The organism is Polaromonas vacuolata, from assembly GCF_012584515.1.
GTDB classification, from domain to species: Bacteria; Pseudomonadota; Gammaproteobacteria; order Burkholderiales; family Burkholderiaceae_C; genus Polaromonas; species Polaromonas vacuolata.
The window spans coordinates 1,957,543-1,979,647 of sequence record NZ_CP051461.1; the positions used below are offsets into that span (position 1 = coordinate 1,957,543).

Sequence of the window (22,105 nt, forward strand, 5' to 3'; positions counted from 1 at the left end):
CGGCTGTCAATCAAAGCCAGAACTCGCCAGCTTTTCCCCAGCGTGGCGAAAAGTCAGGTTGATACGGCGTGACCCGAGCAGGCCGTGCCAGCCGTCTGCAAGTGGGGCGACGCCATGAAAGGCCAGTCTTGAGGGGCCGCCCCAAACCACTACATCGCCATGCGAAAGTAACAAGCGCTGCGGCTTATCAGATCGACTCAATCCACCAAATAAAAAAACCGCCGGCAGTCCCAACGAAACCGACACGATGGGAGAAGTCATATGCCGTTCATTGCGGTCTTGGTGTAGCGACATGCGCGCTGCTGGCAGATATTCATTAATCAAACAGGCGTCAGGCGCGAAGTGAGGAAAACCAGCGGCGAGTGCTGCGGCCGTGGCCAAAGTTAAAAAGATTTCTGGCATAGCCGGCCAAGCCAAGCCGCTGATTGGGTCTTGTGCTGTATAGCGGTAACCGTGTTGATCAGACCCCCAACCAAAACTGCCGCAATTAGTCATGGCCACTGACATCGGATAGCCGCCCGGCGTGACCAAATGGCGTAGCGGCGCGTGTTTTATAAGGTCTTCAATATTGGCTAAAAGTTGCGCTGCTTGCGCACGTGCAAAACCGCGCAGCAAGGCAGCACCAGGCGCGATGGGGCTAAACGATTCACCGGGTTCGGGCATATCGCCAAAAAGATCAAGATTAAAACTACTGCGCATATACCCACCATATCAGCATGCAAGCACTAGCTGCTGTCTACGGCGATTAAACTCTATGCTTATGCGAGGCAAAGCCCCGCACCCGTTGCGCACTGCGCGGCATACAGGGCTAGCGCCTGTCTTGATTGATTTTTTTCATGCTATTTACTGATCTGGGTTTTTCGCCCGCTACATTGCCCGCTCTGCTCAAAGCACTTAGCGACAACGGCTACAGCGCACCCACCGAAATACAGTCGGCGGCTATACCGGCAATTTTGCAAGGCCGCGATGTAATCGGCTCGGCTCAGACCGGCTCCGGGAAGACCGCTGCGTTTTGTTTGCCTTTGCTTGAGCAGGTAATGCTTGCCCAACCGCAATCAGTATCACCCCGCCGCATTCACGCACTGATTTTGGTGCCGACGCGAGAGCTTGCTGCTCAGGTCGGCGCAGCGATTGATGGCTTTGCCAAACACCTTGCCAAACGTGTCAAGGTTGCGGTTGTTTTTGGCGGTGTGTCGATTAATCCGCAAATGATTAATCTGCGCGGCGGCGCTGATATTTTGGTCGCAACGCCGGGGCGACTACTCGATTTAATTGAACACAATGCAGTCAGTATTAGCAAGGTCAATTGCGTGGTGCTAGACGAGGCAGATCGTTTGTTAGACCTAGGTTTTGGTGAGGAGTTGGGGCGTGTTTTGCAATTGCTACCAGCCAAGCGCCAAAGTTTGTTTTTCTCGGCCACTTTTGCGCCCGCAATTGAAAAGCTTGCGCAAAGCATGCTCAGCAATCCGTTGCGAATAGAAATTGCAGCGCTGGCTGCGACTGAACCCGACATCACCCAACGCGCTATTGCGGTTGATGCTAGCCGCCGCACACAACTGCTCAGGCACTTGGTGCAAACTGAAAAATGGAGTCGGGTTTTGGTCTTTGTCGCAACCAAACATGCAGCAGAAATGATTGCCGACAAGCTGCGTAAATACGCTATCGAGGCCGAGCCGTTTCACGGCGAATTAAGCCAAGGCAAACGCAATCAAGTGTTGATGGATTTCAAAGCCAAAACCGTTCAAGTGGTGGTGGCCACTGACGTGGCGGCGCGCGGCATAGACATCAATCAATTACCCGTCGTGGTGAACTACGACTTACCGCGCTCAGCGACCGATTACACCCACAGAATAGGTCGCACAGGTCGCGCTGGCGAGAGTGGTATGGCGGTGAGTTTTGTCAGCGGCAGCACACAGGCGCATTTCAAGCTGATTGAAAAACGCCAACGTTTATCGGTGGCGCTGGAAGAAATTGTTGGCTTTGAACCCATTGAAACCGCAGTCGTCAACGCGGTTGATCCGCTGTCAGTAGGCGGCATTAAGGGCAAGCGCCCAAGCAAAAAAGACAAACTGCGCGCCGCTGCTGCTGAAGAATAAAATGCAAAAAAAGTCTGCCAAGCAGACTTTTAGCTGTTAGTTATCCTGATAGTCTGCGTCAGCTTGTGCTTGGGCGTCCCGACTGGCGTCATACGGTTTAGCCGTGCGTTGGCCGTGGCTGGTAACGACTTCGGCGTAGAACTGGCTTGCACCGTCTTTGGTCAGCGTATCAATCGCCGTAAATAGTGCGGCGAAGTGGACTTCAACAGCGGTTTCTTGGCTGCTACCAAGGCGGCAGTTAAAGTCAAAAAAATCAACCTCAGCCGGCAGAGGACGCGCACGTTCACGTTTGACGTATTTGCGAATGTCGTGCTTTGCCGCATCCAACAGACGATCACGGTTTTTACCCTCAACGTTGAGGAGGTATGTTTTTTTCATGGGGACCTTGTAGCGTGCTGTGCGTGGCTTGAATAGCCAAGCTATCTGAAGATTATCAGTGCCAAGCTGGCACTAAATGAGAAATGAATGGTGAAAAGATTGCGCAATGAAGGCGTACAACTTAAACAGCTAACACCTTGCGTGCATTAAGTTTTAATGCCGCAACACTAGCGCTTCCACCGATTTATGTAAATGATCTAGGCCGAACGACACATCGACTAATTGACCGTTAACGAAAAAGCTAGGCGTAGCGCGTAAAGCCAGTTTGTGGCCGTCCGCTATGTGCTCCCGTACGCGTTGCAGATAAACATGACCTTGAATGTCGTTGTGGTAGCGCGCCATATCAAGGTCAAGCTGTTGAGCCAATGTCTGCAAGTAGCTTTCGCTCAAATGTTGTTGATGGTTAAACAGCAAATCGTGCATAGGCCAAAATTTCCCCTGTGCGCCAGCCGCTTCTGCGGCTTGTGCAACCAATTCAGAAAGCGGATGCAATTCACGTACGGGGAAATGCCTAAAAACTATGCGCATCTGGCCTTCAAACTGCACTGACATGATCTTAAGTGCGCTTTGCGCTTGAAGACATGAGGGACAAGAAAAGTCAGCGTATTCAATCACCGTAATTGGCGCCGACAAAGGCCCCAAAATATGGTCTGATGATTCGCGGATTGTCAAAAGCGATTGCATAGTTTTAAGGCTCACAAATTGTTTGACTACCGCTACAACTTAAGTATTGTTAGATGCTGCGGCGGCAGCGGCAGCAGCTGCTGCGTTTTCTAAGGTCTCGTCGAGTGCTTTGCACGAAGGCGAGCAAACTGCTTGCGATTTACCCAGCACTTTACGCGTACCCATCAAAGAGCGGGCCCGATGTTTACCGCACATAAAACATGACATGGTGGCAGCACCAAAAGATGTTGTGGCGGCGAAAGGAGAGCCAGAGACCTTCGATTTGTAGCGCAGTCCGTCAGCTAGGACAGCAGTTTTAGCGTCAGCTCTTGCCATAATTTATTTCTTCCGTAGTTAAAGTTGATAAATGGCATACAGCAGTGGTGGTGTCCATGCCTAGCCTATTTATGAGTAGTACTTGTGAATGGAAACGGCTAACAAAATAAAGACTTACTAATTACGCATTTACCAAAAAAATAATCAAAGTTTATTGATTTGGATGACTGTTAAACTTGAAGTTTTGCTTCAGTTGTTAACTTATAGTTATCTTGTTGTCAAATTAATAACAATTAAATAAGAAATTTGATTTTTACAAGGCAAATTTGATGATTATTAAGTGCTATATTTTTGATAGCTCGCAATGCTTTTATACACTGCTCGAAAAACATAATTTTACCCTAGATATCGAAACCTTTAAGGTGGCAGCAAAAGCTTGAGGCTTATTTGAGGGCATTGGACTACACGTGCAAGCCTGCCAGCAAACGCCGTCTTAATCACCAATCAGCTCAAAAAACAATGGCTAGATAGTCATCACTGACCTTAGTGGTGGCGCCATTCCTTATACTCAAATAATCTTTAAAGTTAACGGAAATACATATAAACATGACACGTCTCGTCAAATGCATAAAACTCGGTGTTGAAGCTGAAGGTCTAGATTTCCCACCCTATCCCGGACCACTGGGCAAGCGGCTTTGGGAAGAAGTCAGCAAACAAGCTTGGGCTGATTGGATGAAGCAGCAAACCATGCTGGTCAATGAAAACCGGCTCAACCTAGCCGATGCACGTTCGCGTCAATACTTAGCACGGCAAATGGAAAAACACTTTTTTGGCGACGGCGCCGATGCAGTGCAAGGCTACGTGCCCCCTACTGCCTAAGTAGGTCTAAAGCGCTAGGAATGACAGAGCGCATTGAATGGCCAAAAGGCGGCGCAACCAGCACTGCACTTAAAAGTTCTAGCCTGTTGAGTCGCCAGCTTATTGACGACATTCATCTCAGCCAAGCAGCAAAGGTTTTTTTAGCCGGCTGTGGCCTACCCATGGTCTGGCGTAAAAAGTCTGACTGGCGAATTTTAGAAGTCGGCTTTGGATTGGGGCAAAATTTTCTTCTCACTTGGCTAGCTTGGAGAGACGATGCAGATAGGCCGAACCAGCTGCACTTCGTTGCAACCGATACCTACTTTCTCAGTGCGCAAGCCATGCTGGACGCTAACCAAGCCTACCCCCAGCTGTTGCCGTTAATTGAGCAGTTACAAGCGCAACTATGGGGTTTGCTACCAGGCATGCACCGATTGCTGTTTGAAGACGGATACGTGCTGCTCACCCTGTGTGTGGGAGATGCCAAAACCATGCTGCAGCAGCAATTGCTAGAGGTTGACTCGCTATACCTCAATGGTTTTGACCATCAACAGTCCCCACTTATCTGGGATTTACACACCATCAAAGCCGTTGCCAGTTGCTGCCGGCGCGGCACTCGCTTAGCAACAAACGCGACAGATCACGCATTACCAGAGCGCTTAAAACAATGCGGCTTTGAAACCGAAAAAACATCCGCTACAACACCACAGCAATACAGCTTACAAGGCCTATATAACCCGGCTTGGGAGCCAAGAAAAGCAATCGATCAACGGAGACCACGGGCATTGGCAGCGAGCAGCTGTATTGTCATAGGCGCAGGCCTAACTGGCGCGGCAATCGCAGCCAGCTTGAGTAAGCGTGGCTGGAAGGTCACGGTATTGGACGCAGCCGCTACGCCCGCAAGCGGGGCATCGGGTTTACCTGCAGGACTATTGGTGCCGCATATCTCTGTCGATGACAGCTTGCTGTCAAAACTATCACGCAGCGGTGCACGCATCACGCGCCAACAGGCCAAAGCATTGCTGGAAGATGGCAAAGACTGGTGTCACAACGGCGTTCTGCAACGCGATTTGGATGGCACAGGCCCGCAGTTACCTAAAGCTTGGTTCAACGAGTGGTCTAAAGCGGCTGCTGAGTGGAGTTGCCGGAGTTCTGAAGAACAAAATATTGCCTGCGGCCTAAGCCCCCAAGCAGACGGTATTTGGCATGCCAGCGCTAGCTGGATCAAACCCGCAAAACTGGTTGAAGCTTGGTTAAAAACGCCAGGTGTTAGTTGGCAAGGCAGTGCGCGAGTAGCAAGTCTTAAAGCCGCAAAAACTGTTCAAGCAGGTTGGCAAGCGCTGGATGCGGACGAAAAAGTACTCGCACAAGCTGATTTGGTGGTGATCGCCGCAGCATTTGACAGCCAAACGCTGGCGCAATCACTAGGCGTTGAACTGCGTATGCACCCGATACGCGGTCAAGTTTCATGGGGTTTGCATCAGTCTGGCGAGTCGCCCAATAAGGCGGCTCTAAACGGTCACGGCAGTTACACGCCCGCCCTGCCGTTAGAACAAGGCTTGGCATGGATGGTGGGCGCAAGCTATGAACGCGACTGCGCAACGGCTGAAATAAAAGCGCAAGATCACGCGCAAAATTTAGCTAAATTGCAGCAGCTATTGCCAGCAGCCGCAGAGCAGATGCAAAGCGAACTGGCAAAAAATCAAATTCATGGCTGGGCAGGCGTGCGCTGCGCCACACCTTCACGTCTACCCATGCTCACGCGCTTAGCTGGCGCTTCAGTCGGCCCGCAGGTTTGGGTTTGCAGTGGCATGGGTTCGCGTGGCTTGACGTTCTCAGGTCTTTGCGCCGAACTACTCGCCGCTTGGCTACACGCTGAGCCTTTGCCCATGGAGCAAAGACTGGTCAAGGCCTTGATGATAGATAAGGCCAAGGCAAGTTAAAAAGCCGCGCACTCTTTACTGCATAGCCTCAGCGGGACGCCGCGCTTTGACATAAGCATTGCTTGGCATGTAGGCTTTGCCATCGGCATAACGCCAATCCGTCATAGTGCCTTTGTTAGCGCGCACCTCTAATTTACCGACAAAAGCACCCATGGTGGACTGCTGATCCAAAGCCCGGAACTCGGCCGGTCCAAAAGGTGTGCTGAACTTCAAACCACGAAAAGCGGTCACTAGCTTTTCACCATCGGTGGAATTGGCCTTTTTGATAGCTGCAAAAATCGCTTGCATGGTGGAGTAACCCACGACAGACCCGACTTTTGGGTTCTCGTTAAAGCGCTTGTAGTAATTAGCTGCAAAGCTCGCGTGCTCACGCGTATCGATTTGATCCCAAGGGTAGCCGGTAACTATCCAGCCTTTTGGCGTTTCATCCTTGAGCACGTCAAGATATTCAGGCTCGCCCGAGAGCAGCGAGACAACTGGTGTTTTAGGAAAAATGCCGCGCTGATTGCCTTCGCGCACCAGCTTGGCCAAATCTGAACCAAAAGTCACGTTGAAAATGGCATCCGGTTTTGACTGCATAGTCGCTTGCAAAGTAGTGCCAGCGTCTAGCTTGCCAAGAGCCGGCCACTGTTCGCTGACAAACTCCACATCTGGTCGCTTGGCTTTGAGCAATTCTTTAAAACTAGCGACGGCGCTCTGACCATATTCATAGTTGGGCGCAATCGTCGCCCAGCGTTTGGCGGGTAGCTTGGCGGCTTCTTCTACCAGCATGGCAGACTGCATATAGGTGCTCGGGCGCAAGCGGAAGGTATAGCGATTGCCTTTCTCCCAGACCAGCGCGTCGCTCAAAGGCTCGCTGGCGATAAAAACGGTTTTGTTTTTATGTGCAAAGTCAGCCAGTGCAAGACCAACGTTGGACAAAAAACCACCGGCCAAAATATCAACTTTTTCTCGTGAACGAAGCTCAACCGCATGGCGAACTGCTTCTTCGGGTTTGCCTGCGTCATCACGCGAAATCACCTCAACCTTGCGGCCCAGCAGACCACCGGCGGCATTGATCTCTTCAACCGCAAGTTGCCAGCCTTGGCGATAAGGCTGGGTAAATTGCGGCATGGTGGAGTAGCTATTGATCTCGCCAATTTTGATATTGGCTTGCGTCGATGATTGCGCTAGGGCTGAGCTGTAAATGCCGGTTAAATAAACCAGCAGAGCAGCGCTCAGCAGCCGACGTTGTGTGAAATTCAATCTAGTCTCCATCCATTTAAAAATTAGCTAGGCAACCGACATGCAGGGTGCATTGAGGGAGGCTTTTATAGTTGAAGGGACTTTAACAGCGCAGTCGCTAGTTTTAGAAGAGACCTTTGATGAATAAGCCCTATATAAGCTTATGCACATAAAGGAACAACAATTTTGTAGTTTGTTTTCATAAAGACTGCCTCTACATTAGTTGCCTATGAATGAATTTGTCTTTATCTTTGCTGGCTTTGGTGTTGGTCTCATTGTTGGACTAACAGGTGTGGGTGGCGGCTCGCTCATGACACCTCTTTTGATTTTTGCGTTTGGTGTCAAACCGCATTTAGCGATTGGCACAGATTTGTTGTTTGCAGCTTTCACCAAAATGGGCGGGACGGTAAATCTAGCGCGCTCCCGATTAATCGACTGGCGAATCGTGGGTCAAGTCGCCGCAGGCAGCATACCGGCAACCTTAATTACCCTTTACATTCTTCGCGATTTAGGTCCGGCCGATCCAGCCATCCAATCTTTGATGACAACAACTTTAGGTGTGGCCTTGCTATTTACCGCAGCCGCTATGCTTTACAAGGCGATTCGGGGCAAGACTGCGCCCACCAAGATAGACCCTGCTCTGCTGGATCAAGCCACGCGGCCCAAGCACTGGTCACTGCCAGTACTGTTTGGCGCTGTTCTGGGCACGCTTGTTACACTGACTTCAGTCGGCGCGGGTGCCATCGGCGTGATTGTGTTGATGTTGCTTTACCCCGCACTGCCAATGCCGCGTATTGTGGCCGCCGACATTGCCCATGCAGTACCGCTCACACTGGTTGCGGGCCTAGGTCACGCCAGCATTGGTTCGGTAGACTGGATGTTGTTGGCTAAATTATTGGCGGGCTCCCTGCCCGGAATTTGGCTAGGCACGTACCTCATGCACAAAACCTCTGATCGCATCATCCGATCCTTGTTATCTGTGTTGCTTGCCTACGCTGGCGCCAAACTTATTTCGATATAGTCAAAGACACGGATTTTTCAAAACATTTATCTTCGTACGCATACATATTAATTACACAGAAACAGACAACTGATAGCCATGTACCAATACACAGAATTTGATCGCCAGTTTGTACAAGCCAGAGCCAGCCAATTTCGCGACCAGCTCACACGCTGGCAAGCCGGTGAATTAGCAGAAGACGAATTTAAACCCTTGCGCCTGCAAAACGGCTGGTATGTGCAGCGTTACGCACCCATGCTCAGAGTTGCAGTTCCTTACGGCGAACTCTCAAGCGCCCAGATCCGTGTACTAGCGAAAATCGCCAGAGACTACGACCAGCCCAGCACAGCACTGATAGATTCAGCCCAAGCAGCGCAAGACAAGCTGGGCAGCGTGCCGCTAGCGGGTGGCTTGTCCGTCAAGTCACACCTCAGCAAAGGCTACGCACACTTCACTACTCGTCAAAACATTCAGTACAACTGGATTCCACTCGACAAAGCTGCCGACGTGATGGATTTACTCGCCAGCGTGGATATGCACGGCATTCAAACCAGCGGCAACTGCATTCGCAACATTACCAGTGACGAGCGTGCCGGTATTGCGGTTGACGAGATGGCAGACCCACGCCCGTTTGCAGAAATCATGCGTCAGTGGAGCACACTACACCCAGAGTTTGCTTTTCTACCGCGCAAATTCAAAATCGCCATCACCGGTGCTCACGAAGACCGCGCTGCCACAGCTTGGCACGACGTAGGTCTGCACTTGATTAAAAACGAAGCCGGCGAGCTAGGGTTTCAAGTCGCGGCGGGCGGCGGCATGGGCCGCACTCCCATTTTGGCAAGCACGCTGCGCGAATTTTTGCCGTGGCACCAGTTACTTAACTACATCGAAGCGATTGTTCGCGCCTACAACCGTTTTGGCCGCCGCGACAACATTTACAAAGCCCGTATCAAGATACTGGTCAAGGCCGAAGGCCAACGCTTTATAGACCAAGTCGAAGCTGAATACAAAGACATTGTGGAACTCGACGGCGCACCACACACGATTACCCAAGCCGAACTAGACCGCGTCACCAGTTGCTTTGTCGCCCCCAACGTGAGCAACAAACGAAGCGCTGCACAAGACCAGACCGCCAAGGTTTTGCTCGCTGCAACCCAAGACGACAAAGAATTCATCCGCTGGTTAGAGCGCAATGTAGCGCCACACCAAAATCCAGATCTGCGCATAGTCACGCTGTCCTTTAAACGCCTTGGTCAAGCGCCCGGCGACGCCACTGCCGATCAGCTTGAGATCGCCGCCGATTTGGCCGATCAGTTCGGCGCTGGCGAAGCACGCGTCACACACGACCAAAATCTGGTGTTGCCTTGGGTGCGCTACGACCAACTCGCCGAACTTTGGACGCAAGCGCGTAAAGCCGGCTTTGCACGTGCCAACACACGCTTGCTTACCGACATGATTGCTTGCCCTGGCGGCGACTTTTGCTCCTTAGCTAATGCCCGTTCATTGCCTTTGGCAGAGGCAATTACCCAGCGCTACCAAGACCTCGATGAATTGCATGACCTCGGTGAAATAGACCTTCACATTAGCGGCTGCATCAACTCTTGCGGTCACCACCATAGCGGCCATATCGGTATTCTTGGTGTCGATAAAGATGGCAAGGAGTGGTATCAAATCACGCTTGGCGGCTCTGACGGTTCAACACTATCTGGCAAACCGGCAGTCGGCAAAGTAGTCGGCCCATCGTTTTCTGCAGCAGAAGTACCGGAAGTCATTGAGGCAGTTTTAAACACCTACCGCGATTTGCGCGAATCCACCGGCCTACAAACCGAAACCTTTATTGACGCCCTGCACCGCTTGGGCGCAGACCCGTTCAAAATCGCCGCGAATGGCGCACGCTTTTCCGCCAAGGTCAAAACTGACCTCGAAGAAACCGTCTGAATAAATACTATGAAACTCATTACAAGCCAAGAACTCAATGCTGCGGCAACGCCAGAAGAAATCACCGCTAATCCTGAAGTGGCAGTGCTGGCAAACGACAGCGACCCACGCGAAATCTCGCTAGAAGGTATTAAACGCATCGATTTAAATTTTCCAAAATTCACCGATGGCCGAGCCTTTACGCAAGCTTTTTTACTCAGCCGCAGGCTAGGTTTTAAGGGCGAAATACGCGCAACCGGTGATGTATTGGTCGACCAATTAGCGCAAATGGAACGCAGCGGTTTTACCCAAGCCGTCTTGCGCGCGGACCAGAGCGTAGCAGTCGCACAGCGTTTGCTGAGTCAATATCCGGGCCACTTAGTGGGCAAATATCAGGGTGACGCAGTGCAGGCTAGCCCGCACTTTGTGGTCTCGGCTTGAAAGGCTTAGCAGTTATGAACGCTATAGAACTCTACGCAAAACCGTCGGCCAATTTCGCAGAAAAACTCAAAGCCAGCCAAGACTTATTGCGCTTGGCCGCTAAAGATCACTCACCACTGACACAGGCTTCAAGCCTTGGCGCAGAGGACATGGTGATTACTCACCTGATTAGTCAGACCAGCATAGCGTCCAGCATTTTTGTGCTCGATACCGGCATGCTTCACACGGAAACGCTGGACTTGATAGGTCGCATCGAAGCGCGTTATGCGCGCAAAGTTGACAGCTACAAACCCGACGCAGAAGTTGCCGAGCAATTCATTGCCGACAACGGCAAAGACGCCATGTATAAAAGTTTGGCGCTGCGCAAAGCTTGCTGCGGCTTTCGCAAAATGGTGCCTCTGGATCTGGCCTTAGCCGGCAAAAACGGCTGGATTACTGGTCTGCGCCGCGAGCAGTCTGATGCCCGTGCCGAAGTGCATGATCTTGAAATGCAAGATATTAATGTCGATGGCAAGGCCACCCAGCGTGCGAAAGTCAATCCTTTAGCCGACTGGACTTGGGGCGATATCTGGTATTTCATATCGGAAGAAAAAATTCCCTACAACCCGCTACACGACGAATTTTTCCCCAGCATAGGTTGCGCACCTTGCACACGTGCCGTCACTCTGGGCGAAGACTTTCGCTCTGGCCGTTGGTGGTGGGAACAAGAAAGTGCCAAGGAGTGCGGCCTGCATGTCGACGGTGCGCATGACGAATCCTTGGTTTCCGAGCTACCAACCTCGTCGCCACTGTCATCACCGATGTCATCTCCGCTATCACCAAGCTCGCGCCTGTCGAGCATCCCAATCAAAGAAATTCCCTGATGAACGCAAGAGCCGAAAATCCCATGCCAATTTTGAGTAACGCCCACCTCGACGCCTTAGAGGAAGAAGCCATCTTCATCATGCGCGAGGTCGCCGCCGCATTCGAGCGACCTACCCTGCTGTTTTCCGGCGGCAAGGACTCTTTAGTGCTGCTCAAATGCGCTGAAAAAGCCTTTGTCGACACCCAGCGCGGCAGCACTATTCCCTATCCGCTGTTGATGATTGATACCGGTCACAATTTCCCGGAAGTCACAGACTTTCGCGACTTCAGAGCCCATCAGCTTGGCGCAAAACTGATTGTGTGCAATGTCGAAGACTCGATGAAACGCGGCACTGTGCGTCTAGCCCATGCCGGTGAGTCACGCAATGCGCACCAATCCGTCACGCTGCTTGAAGCGATTGAAGAATTTCGCTTTGACGCCCTCATAGGCGGTGCGCGCCGGGATGAAGAAAAAGCCCGCGCCAAAGAGCGTATTTTTTCGCATCGCGATGCTTTCGGTCAGTGGCAACCCAAGGCTCAACGGCCAGAGTTGTGGACGCTGTTCAACACCAAAATTCAACCGGGCGAGCATTTCCGCGTGTTCCCAATTTCTAACTGGACTGAGCTCGACGTCTGGCAATACATTGAACGTGAAAACGTTGAACTGCCGTCGCTCTACTATGCACACCAGCGCCAAGTTGTAGACCGCAAAGGCTTGTTAGTTCCTGTTACCGATTTGACACCGCTTAAAAACGGCGAAGTCGCTGTCGAGCGAACCGTGCGCTTTCGCACGGTTGGCGACATCACCACCACCTGCCCAGTCGCTAGCCCAGCAAGAAATGCCGCTGAAGTGGTCATGGAAACATTGACTGTAGACGTCAGCGAGCGCGGCGCTACCCGCATGGACGACAAAACCTCCGATGCGTCCATGGAAAAACGTAAAAAAGAAGGCTATTTCTGATGAGCAACCCCACCCTTGAATCAATTGCCGACTTAGCGTTAGCCGTCAGCCAAGACACACGCGCCGCATTGCGTTTCGTCACTTGCGGTAGCGTAGACGATGGAAAAAGTACCTTAATCGGTCGCTTGCTGGTTGACAGCCGCGCCGTGTTGCAAGACCAACTCGCCAGCGTTCACCGCAGCGGCAAAGTCGACTTGGCTTTGCTGACCGACGGCCTGCAAGCCGAGCGCGAACAAGGCATCACGATTGATGTGGCCTACCGCTACTTCAACACCGTGGCGCGTAAATTCATCATTGCCGATGCACCCGGCCACGAGCAATACACCCGCAACATGGTGACCGCTGCATCTAGCTCTGACGCCGCTGTAGTTTTAGTCGATGCAACCAAACTCGACTGGACCTCAAACCTGCCCGAGTTGTTACCGCAAACCCGTCGTCATTCACTGCTGGTTAACCTGCTGCGCGTGCCGTCGATTGTGTTTGCGATTAACAAACTCGACGCAGTTGAAAACCCAGCCTTGGCATTTGCAAACATTAGCGCCGCATTGATAGCGTTTGCCGAACACGCAGAAATACCGGTCAAAGCGATAGTGCCAGTCTCAGCGTTGGTCGGCTATAACGTGGTGGATGCCAACCCTGGTTGGTGCGACTACAACGGCCCAAGCTTGCTAGCGATTCTCGAACAACTCTCGGCGACGCCGACCGATACCGGTCTGCCGTTTGCACTGCCAGTGCAGTGGGTAGAAAAATTCTCATCCAGCGCTGACACCTCACAAGGCAGGCGTATTTTTTGGGGCCGCATCGCCAGCGGCGTGCTCAAGCCAGGCCAAAAGATCACCGCACTGCCGAGCGGCAAAACCGCTGTTGTGGCGCAAGTAATCGACCATTCACGCAAACCCACGGACGTTCTTGCGGGCAGCAGCGCTGGCGTGATTCTTGATCGCGAGCTGGATGTCTCACGCGGCGATTGGTTATTAGCGGATGGCGGTTTTGAACCGCCACTAGGCCAACGCACTTTAACCGCCACTGTCGCTTGGATGGACGAAGAGCCATTGCTGCCTGGCCGCATGTACTGGGCGCTGTCCGGCCACCGCTGGGTCAAGGCCAAGGTCACACGCATCATTAGCCATATCGATATCAACACCTTGGAAAGCCATGATGCAGTGCAGTTAGACACCAATGCTATTGGTGTTATTGAGTTGACACTGCTTGAACCGATTGCTGCCCTGCCCTACAAGCGCTCACGCATACTCGGCTCATTAGTGCTGGTGGATACGGCATCGCATAAAACGTCGGGTGCAGCGCTGATTCTTTAAATCACGCGGCCACCACGAGGCCTCAAAAACCAAGAACAGGCCTGTTGTATCAGCTCTGTTCTGCGTATTTTTTAACCCTTTTAAATTGCTGCGTTGGAATGCTCATAAAATTGAGCATTCCCTTAGAACAGCCAGACCTACAAAATGACCCACATCGTCTCAGACTCCTGCATACGCTGCAAATACACCGACTGCGTTGACGTATGCCCCGTCGATTGCTTCCGCGAAGGCCCCAACATGTTGGTGATTGATCCAGACGAGTGCATTGACTGCGCCGTCTGCATCCCAGAATGCCCAGTCAACGCGATCTATGCAGAAGAAGATTTGCCAGCTGATCAGATGCACTTCATCAAAATCAACATTGATTTAGCCACCGCTGCGGGCTGGAAAAGCATCACCAAGCGCAAAGACCCACTGCCAGACGCAGACGACTGGAAAGATAAAACCAACAAGCTCGCCGAGCTGGTTCGCTAATCTACAAACCCAAAGAAGGCCAAAAAACTAATGCCCAATCAAGTGCAGTCGGACTGCATTCAAACTGATGCCTTAGTCATTGGCGCAGGCCCTACTGGTTTATTCGCCGCATTCCAGTTAGGGCTGCAAGAAATCAAAACGCATATTGTTGACAGCCTGCATTACGCAGGTGGTCAATGTATAGAGCTTTATCCCGACAAACCCATCTATGACATTCCCGGCACACCACGTTGCACCGGGCGCGAACTGACAGAAAACCTGTTAAAACAGCTTAAACCCTTTGACCCTCAGTTTCATCTAGGCCAAGAAATCAGCAGTTTAGAAAAACAAGCCGATGGGCGCTTTTTAGCGCAAACCACAGCCGGTCAGTCTTTTTTAACAAAGACTATTTTCATTGCCGCTGGTGTGGGTGCCTTTCAGGCCAGACAAATCAAGCTCGATGGCCTTGAGCGCTTTAACGGCAGTCAGATTTTTTACCGTAGCGACGCCAATACTGTTTTTGCGAACAAGCATCTTTTAGTAGTGGGCGGCGATACTGCAGCGATTCAAAGCGCACTTAACTTTGCTACCGACAGCACGCAAAAAGCCGCCAGTGTGACACTGCTACATCGACGCGATGTATTGCAAGCTGAGCCTGAATTACTCCAGCAATTTCAAGCTGCATGTGAAGCCGGCAAGATTCGCTTTATGGTCGGCCAAGTCACCGCTTATAGCGAAGTTCAAGGCTGTATGACAGCGGCACACATTACTGATGTCGATGGCCAGACCGCACCACTTGCCTTAGACGTCATGTTGGTATTACTAGGTCTGTCACCAAAACTCGGGCCACTGGCCAGCTGGGGTTTGGCCATGTCACGCAAACAAGTAGAAGTTGACACAGAAAAGTTTTCTACCAGTGAGCCAGGCATTTTCGCTATCGGCGACATCAATAGTTATCCGGGTAAAAAGAAACTGATTTTGAGCGGCTTTCATGAAGCCACCCTCGCCGTTTTTGGCGCAGCAGAAATCATCTTTCCCGAGAAAAAAATCATGTTGCAATACACCACCACTAGCCCTCGCTTGCACGCGTTGCTAGGCGCTTGAACTAAAAAGTCTTTTGCACGCACGGCTTGAAGATTCATCGAGCTAAAAGGTAAGGGAAATTAAAAGGTGCAACGCCTTTTTCCACTCATTACATTACTCGATGTCAATTAAGTTTTCAAACTAGCAATACGACATACTGCGGTCATTTTTTGTTTTGATTAGCGAAGTTTTAAGCTTTGCTGTGACCTAGTCGAGCGGCTCAGTCGCACGGCTCAACACGCAATTACTCTCGCTGTGCTTTCAACACAGCGCAAAAAGTAGTTTTAAAAAGTCACACATTTGCTATTTTTTTACGTGAAAAATAGAAAAGAATTAGCTATTAGTCGTTGTTTCTTATTTTTTAAAAATTAGAAAAAGCTAGAGTTAATTGCCCTATGCCAGAACTTGTTCTTTACTTGAGTATTGCAGCCGCGGCTATCACAAGTTTGGCGATGTTCTGGCTGTCCCCTCAATGTCGTCAAGCCCGTCTGGGTGTCTTATTGGTAATGGCGTGGGTATTTGGTGTTTATTTTGTGTGGCGTTTAGGTCAGACTGTTCTATGGGGTGGATTTAGCTTTGCGGCGCTTTACACCCAATTTTTCGTACTAGTTGAGTTGCTTTGGCTTGCAGAAATGGTTCATGATTGCCATTTTTATACTTATGCATCACGGCCGCTGGTACAAGGCATCAGCCGCGCACTTCGCCAATCAAGCATCGATGTAGTCATTGCCAGTTATAACGAGCCCCGCGACATACTGGAAAAAACATTGCTTTGTGCCCTTCACTTAGATTGGAGTGCGCCTATAAAGATATATGTCATTGATGATGGTAAGCGTCAGTGGCTCGCTGAGCTTTGCTACAAGTTGGGCATTAACTACCTTAGCCGACCGGACAATCTAAACGCTAAGGCCGGCAACATTAATCACGCGCTTGATTATCTTCACGGCGATTTTGCGTTACTGCTAGATGCAGACTTTTTAGTCGCACCATTTGCAATTGAAAAACTAATCGCGCCTATGGTCGATGCCCAAGTCGCAGTGGTGCAATCACCGCACGATTTTTACAACCCCGATCCCATACAACGCAGTCTTGGTTTAGAAAGCCTAAGCCCTACTGACCAAATACATTTTTTCAACGACACACTGCGCATGCGCGATAACGGAGGCGCCGCTTTTTTTTGCGGTAGCAGCGGTTTAATAAGATTAAAAGCGCTCAAAGAGATTTCAGGCTTTCCCACTGATTCCATCACTGAAGATATTTTTGTCTCGCTCAAACTGAAGTCCCAGGGCTATCTATCAGTCACCATTAAAGAGGCTGTGGCGACTGGACTGAACCCGCAAAGCATTAACGATTTTTTTGCCCAACGCAAACGCTGGGGTGAAGGTGCCATACAGATGAATTCCTGTATTTGGGGCTCTACCCAAAGCTGGTTGCGCAATCTAGGCGTCATTAACCGATTGCAATTTTTCCCGGTGTATTGGTTAATTTCTTATCCCGTGCGGCTGATAAGTCTGTTGGTGCCTCAGGCCTGCCTGCTACTGGGCTGGCAACCACTTGTCAACGCGCCTATCAACCAGTTATTGGCAGCGCAGGGTGGCGTACTGATATTGATTCTGGCTTTTAACCAATGGATTTCCCGTTCACACAGTCAACTATTGTTAAGCCAGATTTGGCACGATGTTCTTGCCTTGCGCTTGACTTTTTACTTTCTCTTTAGGCTGATCAAACCAAATGACAAGCTTGTTTTTTCTGTCACGCCAAAAGGCAGCGATGCGGTTCATTTAGCAGAGGCTTCGGCCTCATCGGCTGCAGCCCAAAATCCAAACACAGCTACACCACCTCGATATTTTGATGTGTTGGTGTTAAGCCTTTTGATATTGACATTTGCTTGTCTAGCGTTGGGCGTGGTGAACTTGAATGACGCTCAAAGCACTGCTCAGTCTGGTGTTTATGCAGTCTCTTTATTTTGGGCCCTCATCAATTTCGCTCGTATATGGTTTGTTTATGCCAGCTTACGCCGTGAAAAAGCCGTGCGGCTCGAAGAACTTCAAGCACCGGTCAGAATAATGTCTGATTTGTGGATTGACGGCTTGCCGGCCAATGCCGTGGGAGAGTTTCAGGTCAGCGAAAGCTCACTGAGCAGCACTAATGAAAATCAAGTCATTGCTCACAGGGACTTAGCGCTCTTGCATAACGGCACACAGCGCCACATTGGCAGAACCAATGACCAAGGAAAAATACTTTTTCACACACTTAAATGTCGCGGCTTATGGCTTAGTCGATTGACTGTCGCTAGCCTAGAAGTGGGGCTTGAAAGGTTAAACGGCGGTTATAAATCAGCGCAGGCTGTTGCTCAAACCATAAAGGCTTCATTTACATGAGCTTTTTTCAACTCAAACTATTGGCTCTACTTTGTACAACCGTATTTAATGCGAATGCTGTGACGGGCGAGTTCTATCAACTCGACACTGGCTCGGCGGGCAGCACAGTTGTGGCGGTCAAAGCTTGGGATGACATAAAAATGTCGGCCAGCCATTCGCGCTGGAGTGAGCAGGGTCATGCGACCGGGATTGGAATCACAAAACAATTGCCACTTGTATTGTATGACGGCGTGCAATTTGCCTGGGGATTGCAAGGCATTGCGCATCGATCTGCGCCAGATGCAGCGCGACCCAGTTCCAGCGGTATTGGTCTTAAATTGAGCGCTGAATGGCAACCTAGATTTACTTCTGGTCAAGGCTACTTTTTAGTAGAGCGCGCCAGCATATTTGGCACTTGGCTTACGGTTGCTCAATACAAGCCTGACGGTTTGCCTGTAAGTATGGAATGGGTTGGCGTTGGCGATAAGCGCTGGTATGCCGGTCACAGCATTGCGCTGCGTTATGCACTGCCCGATACGCGCTTGTCTCTAAGGCTGGGTTACCGGCTAAACGACAAAAGCATATTTCTTGGTCTTTCTTACAACAGTTTTTAAAACTCTATGCTAAGACACCTGTTCAAACCGATTGATAAATCTGAGCCGCGCGAGAAGGTTTCTCATGCACTCGCCATACAGCGAATGCAGGCGCATATTGATGCACTAGAAGAAGAAAGGCGCTGTCTTTTTAGCCTATCTGAGAGTCCATTTTCTCTGATCACATTAAAATTTTCATGCAGTTTAGCGTCTCTTAGTCCATTAGATTTAGTCTACGCCAGCAGCAACGTCAGCAATATTCTTGCGACTACGACCAGTACGTTGATCCAAAATCCCCTTTTAATATTGGAATATTTGACGCCAGCGTCTGCTCGCAGAATCAAACGCCAATGGCAAGTTAGCGTTAAGCGTATGCAGCCTTTTAACGAATTAATCTGCCTCGCCTTGCGTAGCGACGCACATTGGCTACAAGTTCAGGTCATGCCCGCTCGTAGAGAAAAAAAGCTGGTATGGGAGTGCTTTGCCTTAGATGTGACGGCGCTGCATAACGATCACGAAGCGCAGAAAAAAATCCTTCATGATCAACTCATCTCGCTCGATAAGCTGAGTGTTCACACCCGCATGCAGCTACAAACTATTATCGATAGCATCCAAAAAATGCAGCAAGACGAAAGCGTAAGTGGCGGCGTCAACCTAGAACAAATCAGCCATAACTGCATTCAATTAACTGAAATCTTAGATGAGGTGATGGACACTGCAGCCTCGGTGCTAGATAAGGTCAGGCTAACGGATGATGAATTCCTCCTGACACCGTGGCTAGAAAGTTTGGCTAGTACGTGGCAACACTTCGCGGCAGATCGTGCGCTTAGTTTTACTCTGAGCTTAGACAACTGTGAGCACGTGGTGCAAACCGATCGCAATCGCCTAGCTCTGGTGTTGCGCAGACTATTTTTTTCTACGATCGCCACTGCCCAGCCCGGAGAAGTACGTGTGCATGTTGCTTGCCAAACTAAAGCACAGCAGTTGCACACCACAGTAGCAATTTCCTCTCTACACAAAAAAGACGGGATTGGCGTAAGCCATAGCTCGTTACTCGACTTCTATGACGCCGAGATAGAAATCCCGTCAACACTGACATGGACCCAGCAAATGGCGCGTCGCTTAGGCGGCTCTGTGGGTACCTCGTCCGTAGAAGACGGTAGATTTACTTTTCAACTGCGCATCAACTTGCCGTTAGCTCATGCACCAGTAGAAATTACAAAAACTGCTGCTGCTGCTCAATAAAATCCGTATTCCTTGATAGAGAAGCGCTACATCAGGTCTGATGCGCACTTTTATGTGGCGGATTCAAGCTTGAAGTGCAACCGTATGCTGATAGGACTCTAACTGTTCCATAAAAACCTGATGCGGCGTTCGATACCCTAAACATTTTCTAGGACGATGATTGAGCCTGTGCATCGCTAAAGCAATGTCATCGTCGGTGATGCAATTAAAGCGCATCCCCTTTGGGAAAAACTGGCGAATCAAACCGTTCATATTCTCGTTCGCCCCACGCTCCCACGAGGCGTATGGATGGGCGAAAAAGAAATCTGCACTCAGCGCAGAAGCTATTCGTTCATGCTGGGCAAATTCCTTGCCGTTATCAGTCGTGAGAGTGTGCACGCAATGAGCGAACGGTTTGAGTAAAGTGATTAACGCGTCCCCTACGGCTTGCGCTGTTTTGAATGGCACGTGGAAAATTATTGAATAGCGAGAGACACGCTCATTAATCGTCACTAGTGCTTGCTTCTGCCCGGCACCAATCACCAGATCAGCCTCCCAGTCGCCAAAGCGCGCACGCTCAAGCACGATGTCGGGTCGCAGTTCTATTGAGACCTGGCGAGAGATGGTGCCGCGCCGTTCACGGCCACTGCTGCGTTTTTTTCGCGTCTTCTGGCAACGCAGTGTTTTATGCAAGGTGCCGCCCGCGCGTTTGTCAGCGTAGATGTACTGGTAAATGCTCTCATAGCTAACACCGGGTTGGTGGCTAGCTTCGAGGTGGCCGCTGATTTGCTCGGGGCTCCAAGCCTCAGCCAACTTTTCCTCCACTACAGCCCATGTCGAGTCAGCAACTCTAGGACTATTGGCGCAGGCAAGTCTACGTTCTTGGGCTTTGTCATTTGCCTGCTTAGGGCGATAGCCTCGTAGACCGCGGTTACGACGCAACTCACGGCTGATGCTCGATTTATCACGGTCCATCATTTTTGCAATTTCACTTTGATTGAAGTTTGCTTTGACGAGGATTGCAATCTGGTAACGTTCGTCACGGGTGAGGTGTGTGTAAATCATTCTGGGCAACTTTGACTTGGTAGTCGGGAAGCTTGGATGCTCTCACATCTCACCCACCCGTACGGTTAATTTCAAAGTTGCACTTCAGACTTGAATCCGCGTGTCAAAAAGATAAGTGGCTTAACAGCAAATCAAGCTTAAGAGCTGATCTTTAGCATTAAGGATGGTCAGACAGCGTCCTCAGCCGCTGATCTTTGCTACACCTTGCGAAGCAAGGTTGTGAATGACTGACAAAGTCATTTAGGCGACTTAGATAGCCCCAATTCTCCTAGGGATTACCCTGTGGGTATTCCGCATTGCGAAATTTGCGGAGATTACGTACTTCCCGGCTGGTACTATCAAATATCAATTAAGCATCACCTCCTCATTGGCATCCGCAAGGCATGACATGGCAGGAACAGAGATGCGAAGTCCTCCCCCCTCATAGGAACAAAAAACGATGCATATGCTTCAGAATCCGACGACTTGGTCCTGCATGGCTTGGCTTTCAGGCACTGGTCAACAAGCGCAGGTCATTTCAATGACCGCAGCATTGAGGACTTAATGATGGACATGTTTCTTCAACAAGTGCTCAACGGTTTAACCCTAGGCGGCATCTACAGCTTGGTGGCGCTTGGCCTGACCCTCGTCTACGGTATTTTGCATGTGCCTAATTTTGCCCATGGTGCTTTCTACATGGTCGGCGCCTTCATGTCGTTTCATTTGATGTCGGCCTGGGGTTGGAATTACTGGTTGGCGATGACAGGCTCGGCAGCTACCGTGGCCTTGTTAGCAGTATTGGCTGAACGTTTGGTGTTTCACCCGCTACGCCATGCCTCAGGGCTACATCCGATGATCGCAGCTATCGGCGTACTGCTGTTTTTGGAAGCTGCTGCACAAGCCATATGGGGCGCGGACTTCCAACGCATGCAAACGCCTTACAACAGCATTATTGACTTAGGCGGTGTAACTGCGCCGGCGCAGAGATTACTCATTATTGGCGCGGCATTCACGCTAATGGTCGTATTGCATCTATTCCTGAAAAAAACCGTGATGGGCTCGACCATCATCGCCATGGCGCAAAACCGTGACGGCGCTTCCTTAGTCGGCATAGATGCCAACCGCGTGGCCATGCTTACCTTTGCAATTTCTGGCGTACTTGCCGCCGTGGCCGCTACGCTTTACGCGCCTATCAACTTGGTTTACCCAGCAATGGGCCATTTGGTCATTACTAAGGCCTTTGTGATCATTATTTTGGGCGGCATGGGCAGTGTGCCGGGCGCTATTGTTGGCGGCATGATCATAGGTTTTGCCGAAAGCTTTGGGGCGTATTACATCTCAACGGACTACAAAGACATCATCGCCTTCATGCTGTTAGTAGTGATTTTGTCGTTTCGCCCACAGGGCCTGTTTACCAAGGGAGTGCGCTAAG

The 22,105-nt window shown here is 50.5% G+C and carries 21 protein-coding genes; 15 read left to right on the top strand and 6 right to left on the bottom strand.

The annotated features are described in order from the left end of the window. Positions 1-6: 6 nt before the first annotated feature. Complete coding sequence (alkB, locus tag HC248_RS08915) at positions 7-699, bottom strand: DNA oxidative demethylase AlkB (RefSeq protein ID WP_168922190.1); 693 nt, start codon at positions 697-699, stop codon at positions 7-9. 137 nt (positions 700-836) lie between these two features. Between alkB and HC248_RS08920 the strand changes: the two genes are divergently transcribed. Further along, positions 837-2,096, top strand: a complete 1,260-nt coding sequence (locus tag HC248_RS08920) for a DEAD/DEAH box helicase (protein WP_168922191.1) — start codon at positions 837-839, stop codon at positions 2,094-2,096. 36 nt (positions 2,097-2,132) lie between these two features. On the opposite strand, the gene HC248_RS08925 is transcribed toward HC248_RS08920, so the two are convergent. The 3 genes from HC248_RS08925 to HC248_RS08935 form a co-directional block, all read right to left on the bottom strand. Then, positions 2,133-2,474 (bottom strand): DUF6172 family protein, encoded by a 342-nt coding sequence (locus HC248_RS08925; protein ID WP_168922192.1) that lies wholly within the window; start codon positions 2,472-2,474, stop codon positions 2,133-2,135. Between the two features lie 153 nt (positions 2,475-2,627). Further along, positions 2,628-3,158 carry a DsbA family protein gene (locus tag HC248_RS08930; protein WP_168922193.1) on the bottom strand — a complete coding sequence of 177 codons (531 nt, stop codon included), beginning with the start codon at positions 3,156-3,158 and terminating at the stop codon, positions 2,628-2,630. 39 nt (positions 3,159-3,197) lie between these two features. Continuing rightward, positions 3,198-3,473 (bottom strand): hypothetical protein, encoded by a 276-nt coding sequence (locus tag HC248_RS08935; protein WP_168922194.1) that lies wholly within the window; start codon positions 3,471-3,473, stop codon positions 3,198-3,200. 546 nt (positions 3,474-4,019) lie between these two features. On the opposite strand from HC248_RS08935, the gene HC248_RS08940 reads away from it, so the two are divergent. Further along, positions 4,020-4,292 (top strand): oxidative damage protection protein, encoded by a 273-nt coding sequence (locus HC248_RS08940; RefSeq protein WP_168922195.1) that lies wholly within the window; start codon positions 4,020-4,022, stop codon positions 4,290-4,292. 20 nt (positions 4,293-4,312) lie between these two features. Next, a complete protein-coding gene (gene mnmC1 / locus HC248_RS08945) occupies positions 4,313-6,214 on the top strand; it encodes an FAD-dependent 5-carboxymethylaminomethyl-2-thiouridine(34) oxidoreductase MnmC1 (protein WP_168922196.1) in 1,902 nt (633 codons plus the stop codon). Positions 6,215-6,229: 15 nt separating this feature from the next. On the opposite strand, the gene HC248_RS08950 is transcribed toward mnmC1, so the two are convergent. After that, positions 6,230-7,471, bottom strand: coding sequence for an ABC transporter substrate-binding protein (locus tag HC248_RS08950; RefSeq protein ID WP_168922197.1), 1,242 nt, complete (start codon positions 7,469-7,471; stop codon positions 6,230-6,232). A 196-nt stretch (positions 7,472-7,667) separates the two neighbouring features. On the opposite strand from HC248_RS08950, the gene HC248_RS08955 reads away from it, so the two are divergent. The 11 genes from HC248_RS08955 to HC248_RS09005 all read left to right on the top strand — a co-directional run bounded on the left by HC248_RS08955 (position 7,668) and on the right by HC248_RS09005 (position 19,650). After that, positions 7,668-8,459 carry a sulfite exporter TauE/SafE family protein gene (locus HC248_RS08955; RefSeq protein ID WP_168922198.1) on the top strand — a complete coding sequence of 264 codons (792 nt, stop codon included), beginning with the start codon at positions 7,668-7,670 and terminating at the stop codon, positions 8,457-8,459. 78 nt (positions 8,460-8,537) lie between these two features. Further along, entirely contained in the window at positions 8,538-10,376 is a 1,839-nt protein-coding gene (locus HC248_RS08960) for a nitrite/sulfite reductase (RefSeq protein ID WP_168922199.1), read from the top strand. Positions 10,377-10,385: 9 nt separating this feature from the next. Then, positions 10,386-10,796, top strand: a complete 411-nt coding sequence (locus HC248_RS08965) for a DUF934 domain-containing protein (RefSeq protein WP_168922200.1) — start codon at positions 10,386-10,388, stop codon at positions 10,794-10,796. A 14-nt stretch (positions 10,797-10,810) separates the two neighbouring features. Beyond that, positions 10,811-11,659, top strand: coding sequence for a phosphoadenylyl-sulfate reductase (locus HC248_RS08970; protein WP_168922201.1), 849 nt, complete (start codon positions 10,811-10,813; stop codon positions 11,657-11,659). Further along, positions 11,659-12,600, top strand: coding sequence for a sulfate adenylyltransferase subunit CysD (cysD, locus tag HC248_RS08975; protein ID WP_168922202.1), 942 nt, complete (start codon positions 11,659-11,661; stop codon positions 12,598-12,600). Before HC248_RS08970 ends, cysD begins: the two co-directional genes overlap by 1 nt. Then, entirely contained in the window at positions 12,600-13,916 is a 1,317-nt protein-coding gene (locus HC248_RS08980; RefSeq protein ID WP_168922203.1) for a sulfate adenylyltransferase subunit 1, read from the top strand. Before cysD ends, HC248_RS08980 begins: the two co-directional genes overlap by 1 nt. Positions 13,917-14,060: 144 nt before the next feature. Then, positions 14,061-14,390, top strand: coding sequence for a ferredoxin FdxA (fdxA, locus tag HC248_RS08985; protein WP_168922204.1), 330 nt, complete (start codon positions 14,061-14,063; stop codon positions 14,388-14,390). A 30-nt stretch (positions 14,391-14,420) separates the two neighbouring features. Next, the gene (locus HC248_RS08990) at positions 14,421-15,473 is read left to right on the top strand and encodes an NAD(P)/FAD-dependent oxidoreductase (protein ID WP_168922205.1); all 1,053 of its coding nucleotides are present in this window, start codon (positions 14,421-14,423) and stop codon (positions 15,471-15,473) included. A 374-nt stretch (positions 15,474-15,847) separates the two neighbouring features. Continuing rightward, entirely contained in the window at positions 15,848-17,833 is a 1,986-nt protein-coding gene (locus HC248_RS08995) for a glycosyltransferase family 2 protein (RefSeq protein WP_168922206.1), read from the top strand. Then, entirely contained in the window at positions 17,830-18,426 is a 597-nt protein-coding gene (locus tag HC248_RS09000) for a hypothetical protein (RefSeq protein WP_168922207.1), read from the top strand. Before HC248_RS08995 ends, HC248_RS09000 begins: the two co-directional genes overlap by 4 nt. 420 nt (positions 18,427-18,846) lie before the next feature. Beyond that, on the top strand, positions 18,847-19,650 hold the full coding sequence (locus tag HC248_RS09005) for a sensor histidine kinase (protein WP_168922208.1): 804 nt from the start codon (positions 18,847-18,849) through the stop codon (positions 19,648-19,650). 63 nt (positions 19,651-19,713) lie between these two features. On the opposite strand, the gene HC248_RS09010 is transcribed toward HC248_RS09005, so the two are convergent. After that, entirely contained in the window at positions 19,714-20,694 is a 981-nt protein-coding gene (locus tag HC248_RS09010) for an IS30 family transposase (protein WP_168921224.1), read from the bottom strand. Between the two features lie 546 nt (positions 20,695-21,240). Here HC248_RS09010 and HC248_RS09015 point away from each other — a divergent pair. After that, the gene (locus tag HC248_RS09015; protein ID WP_168923764.1) at positions 21,241-22,104 is read left to right on the top strand and encodes a branched-chain amino acid ABC transporter permease; all 864 of its coding nucleotides are present in this window, start codon (positions 21,241-21,243) and stop codon (positions 22,102-22,104) included. Position 22,105 lies beyond the last annotated feature (1 nt).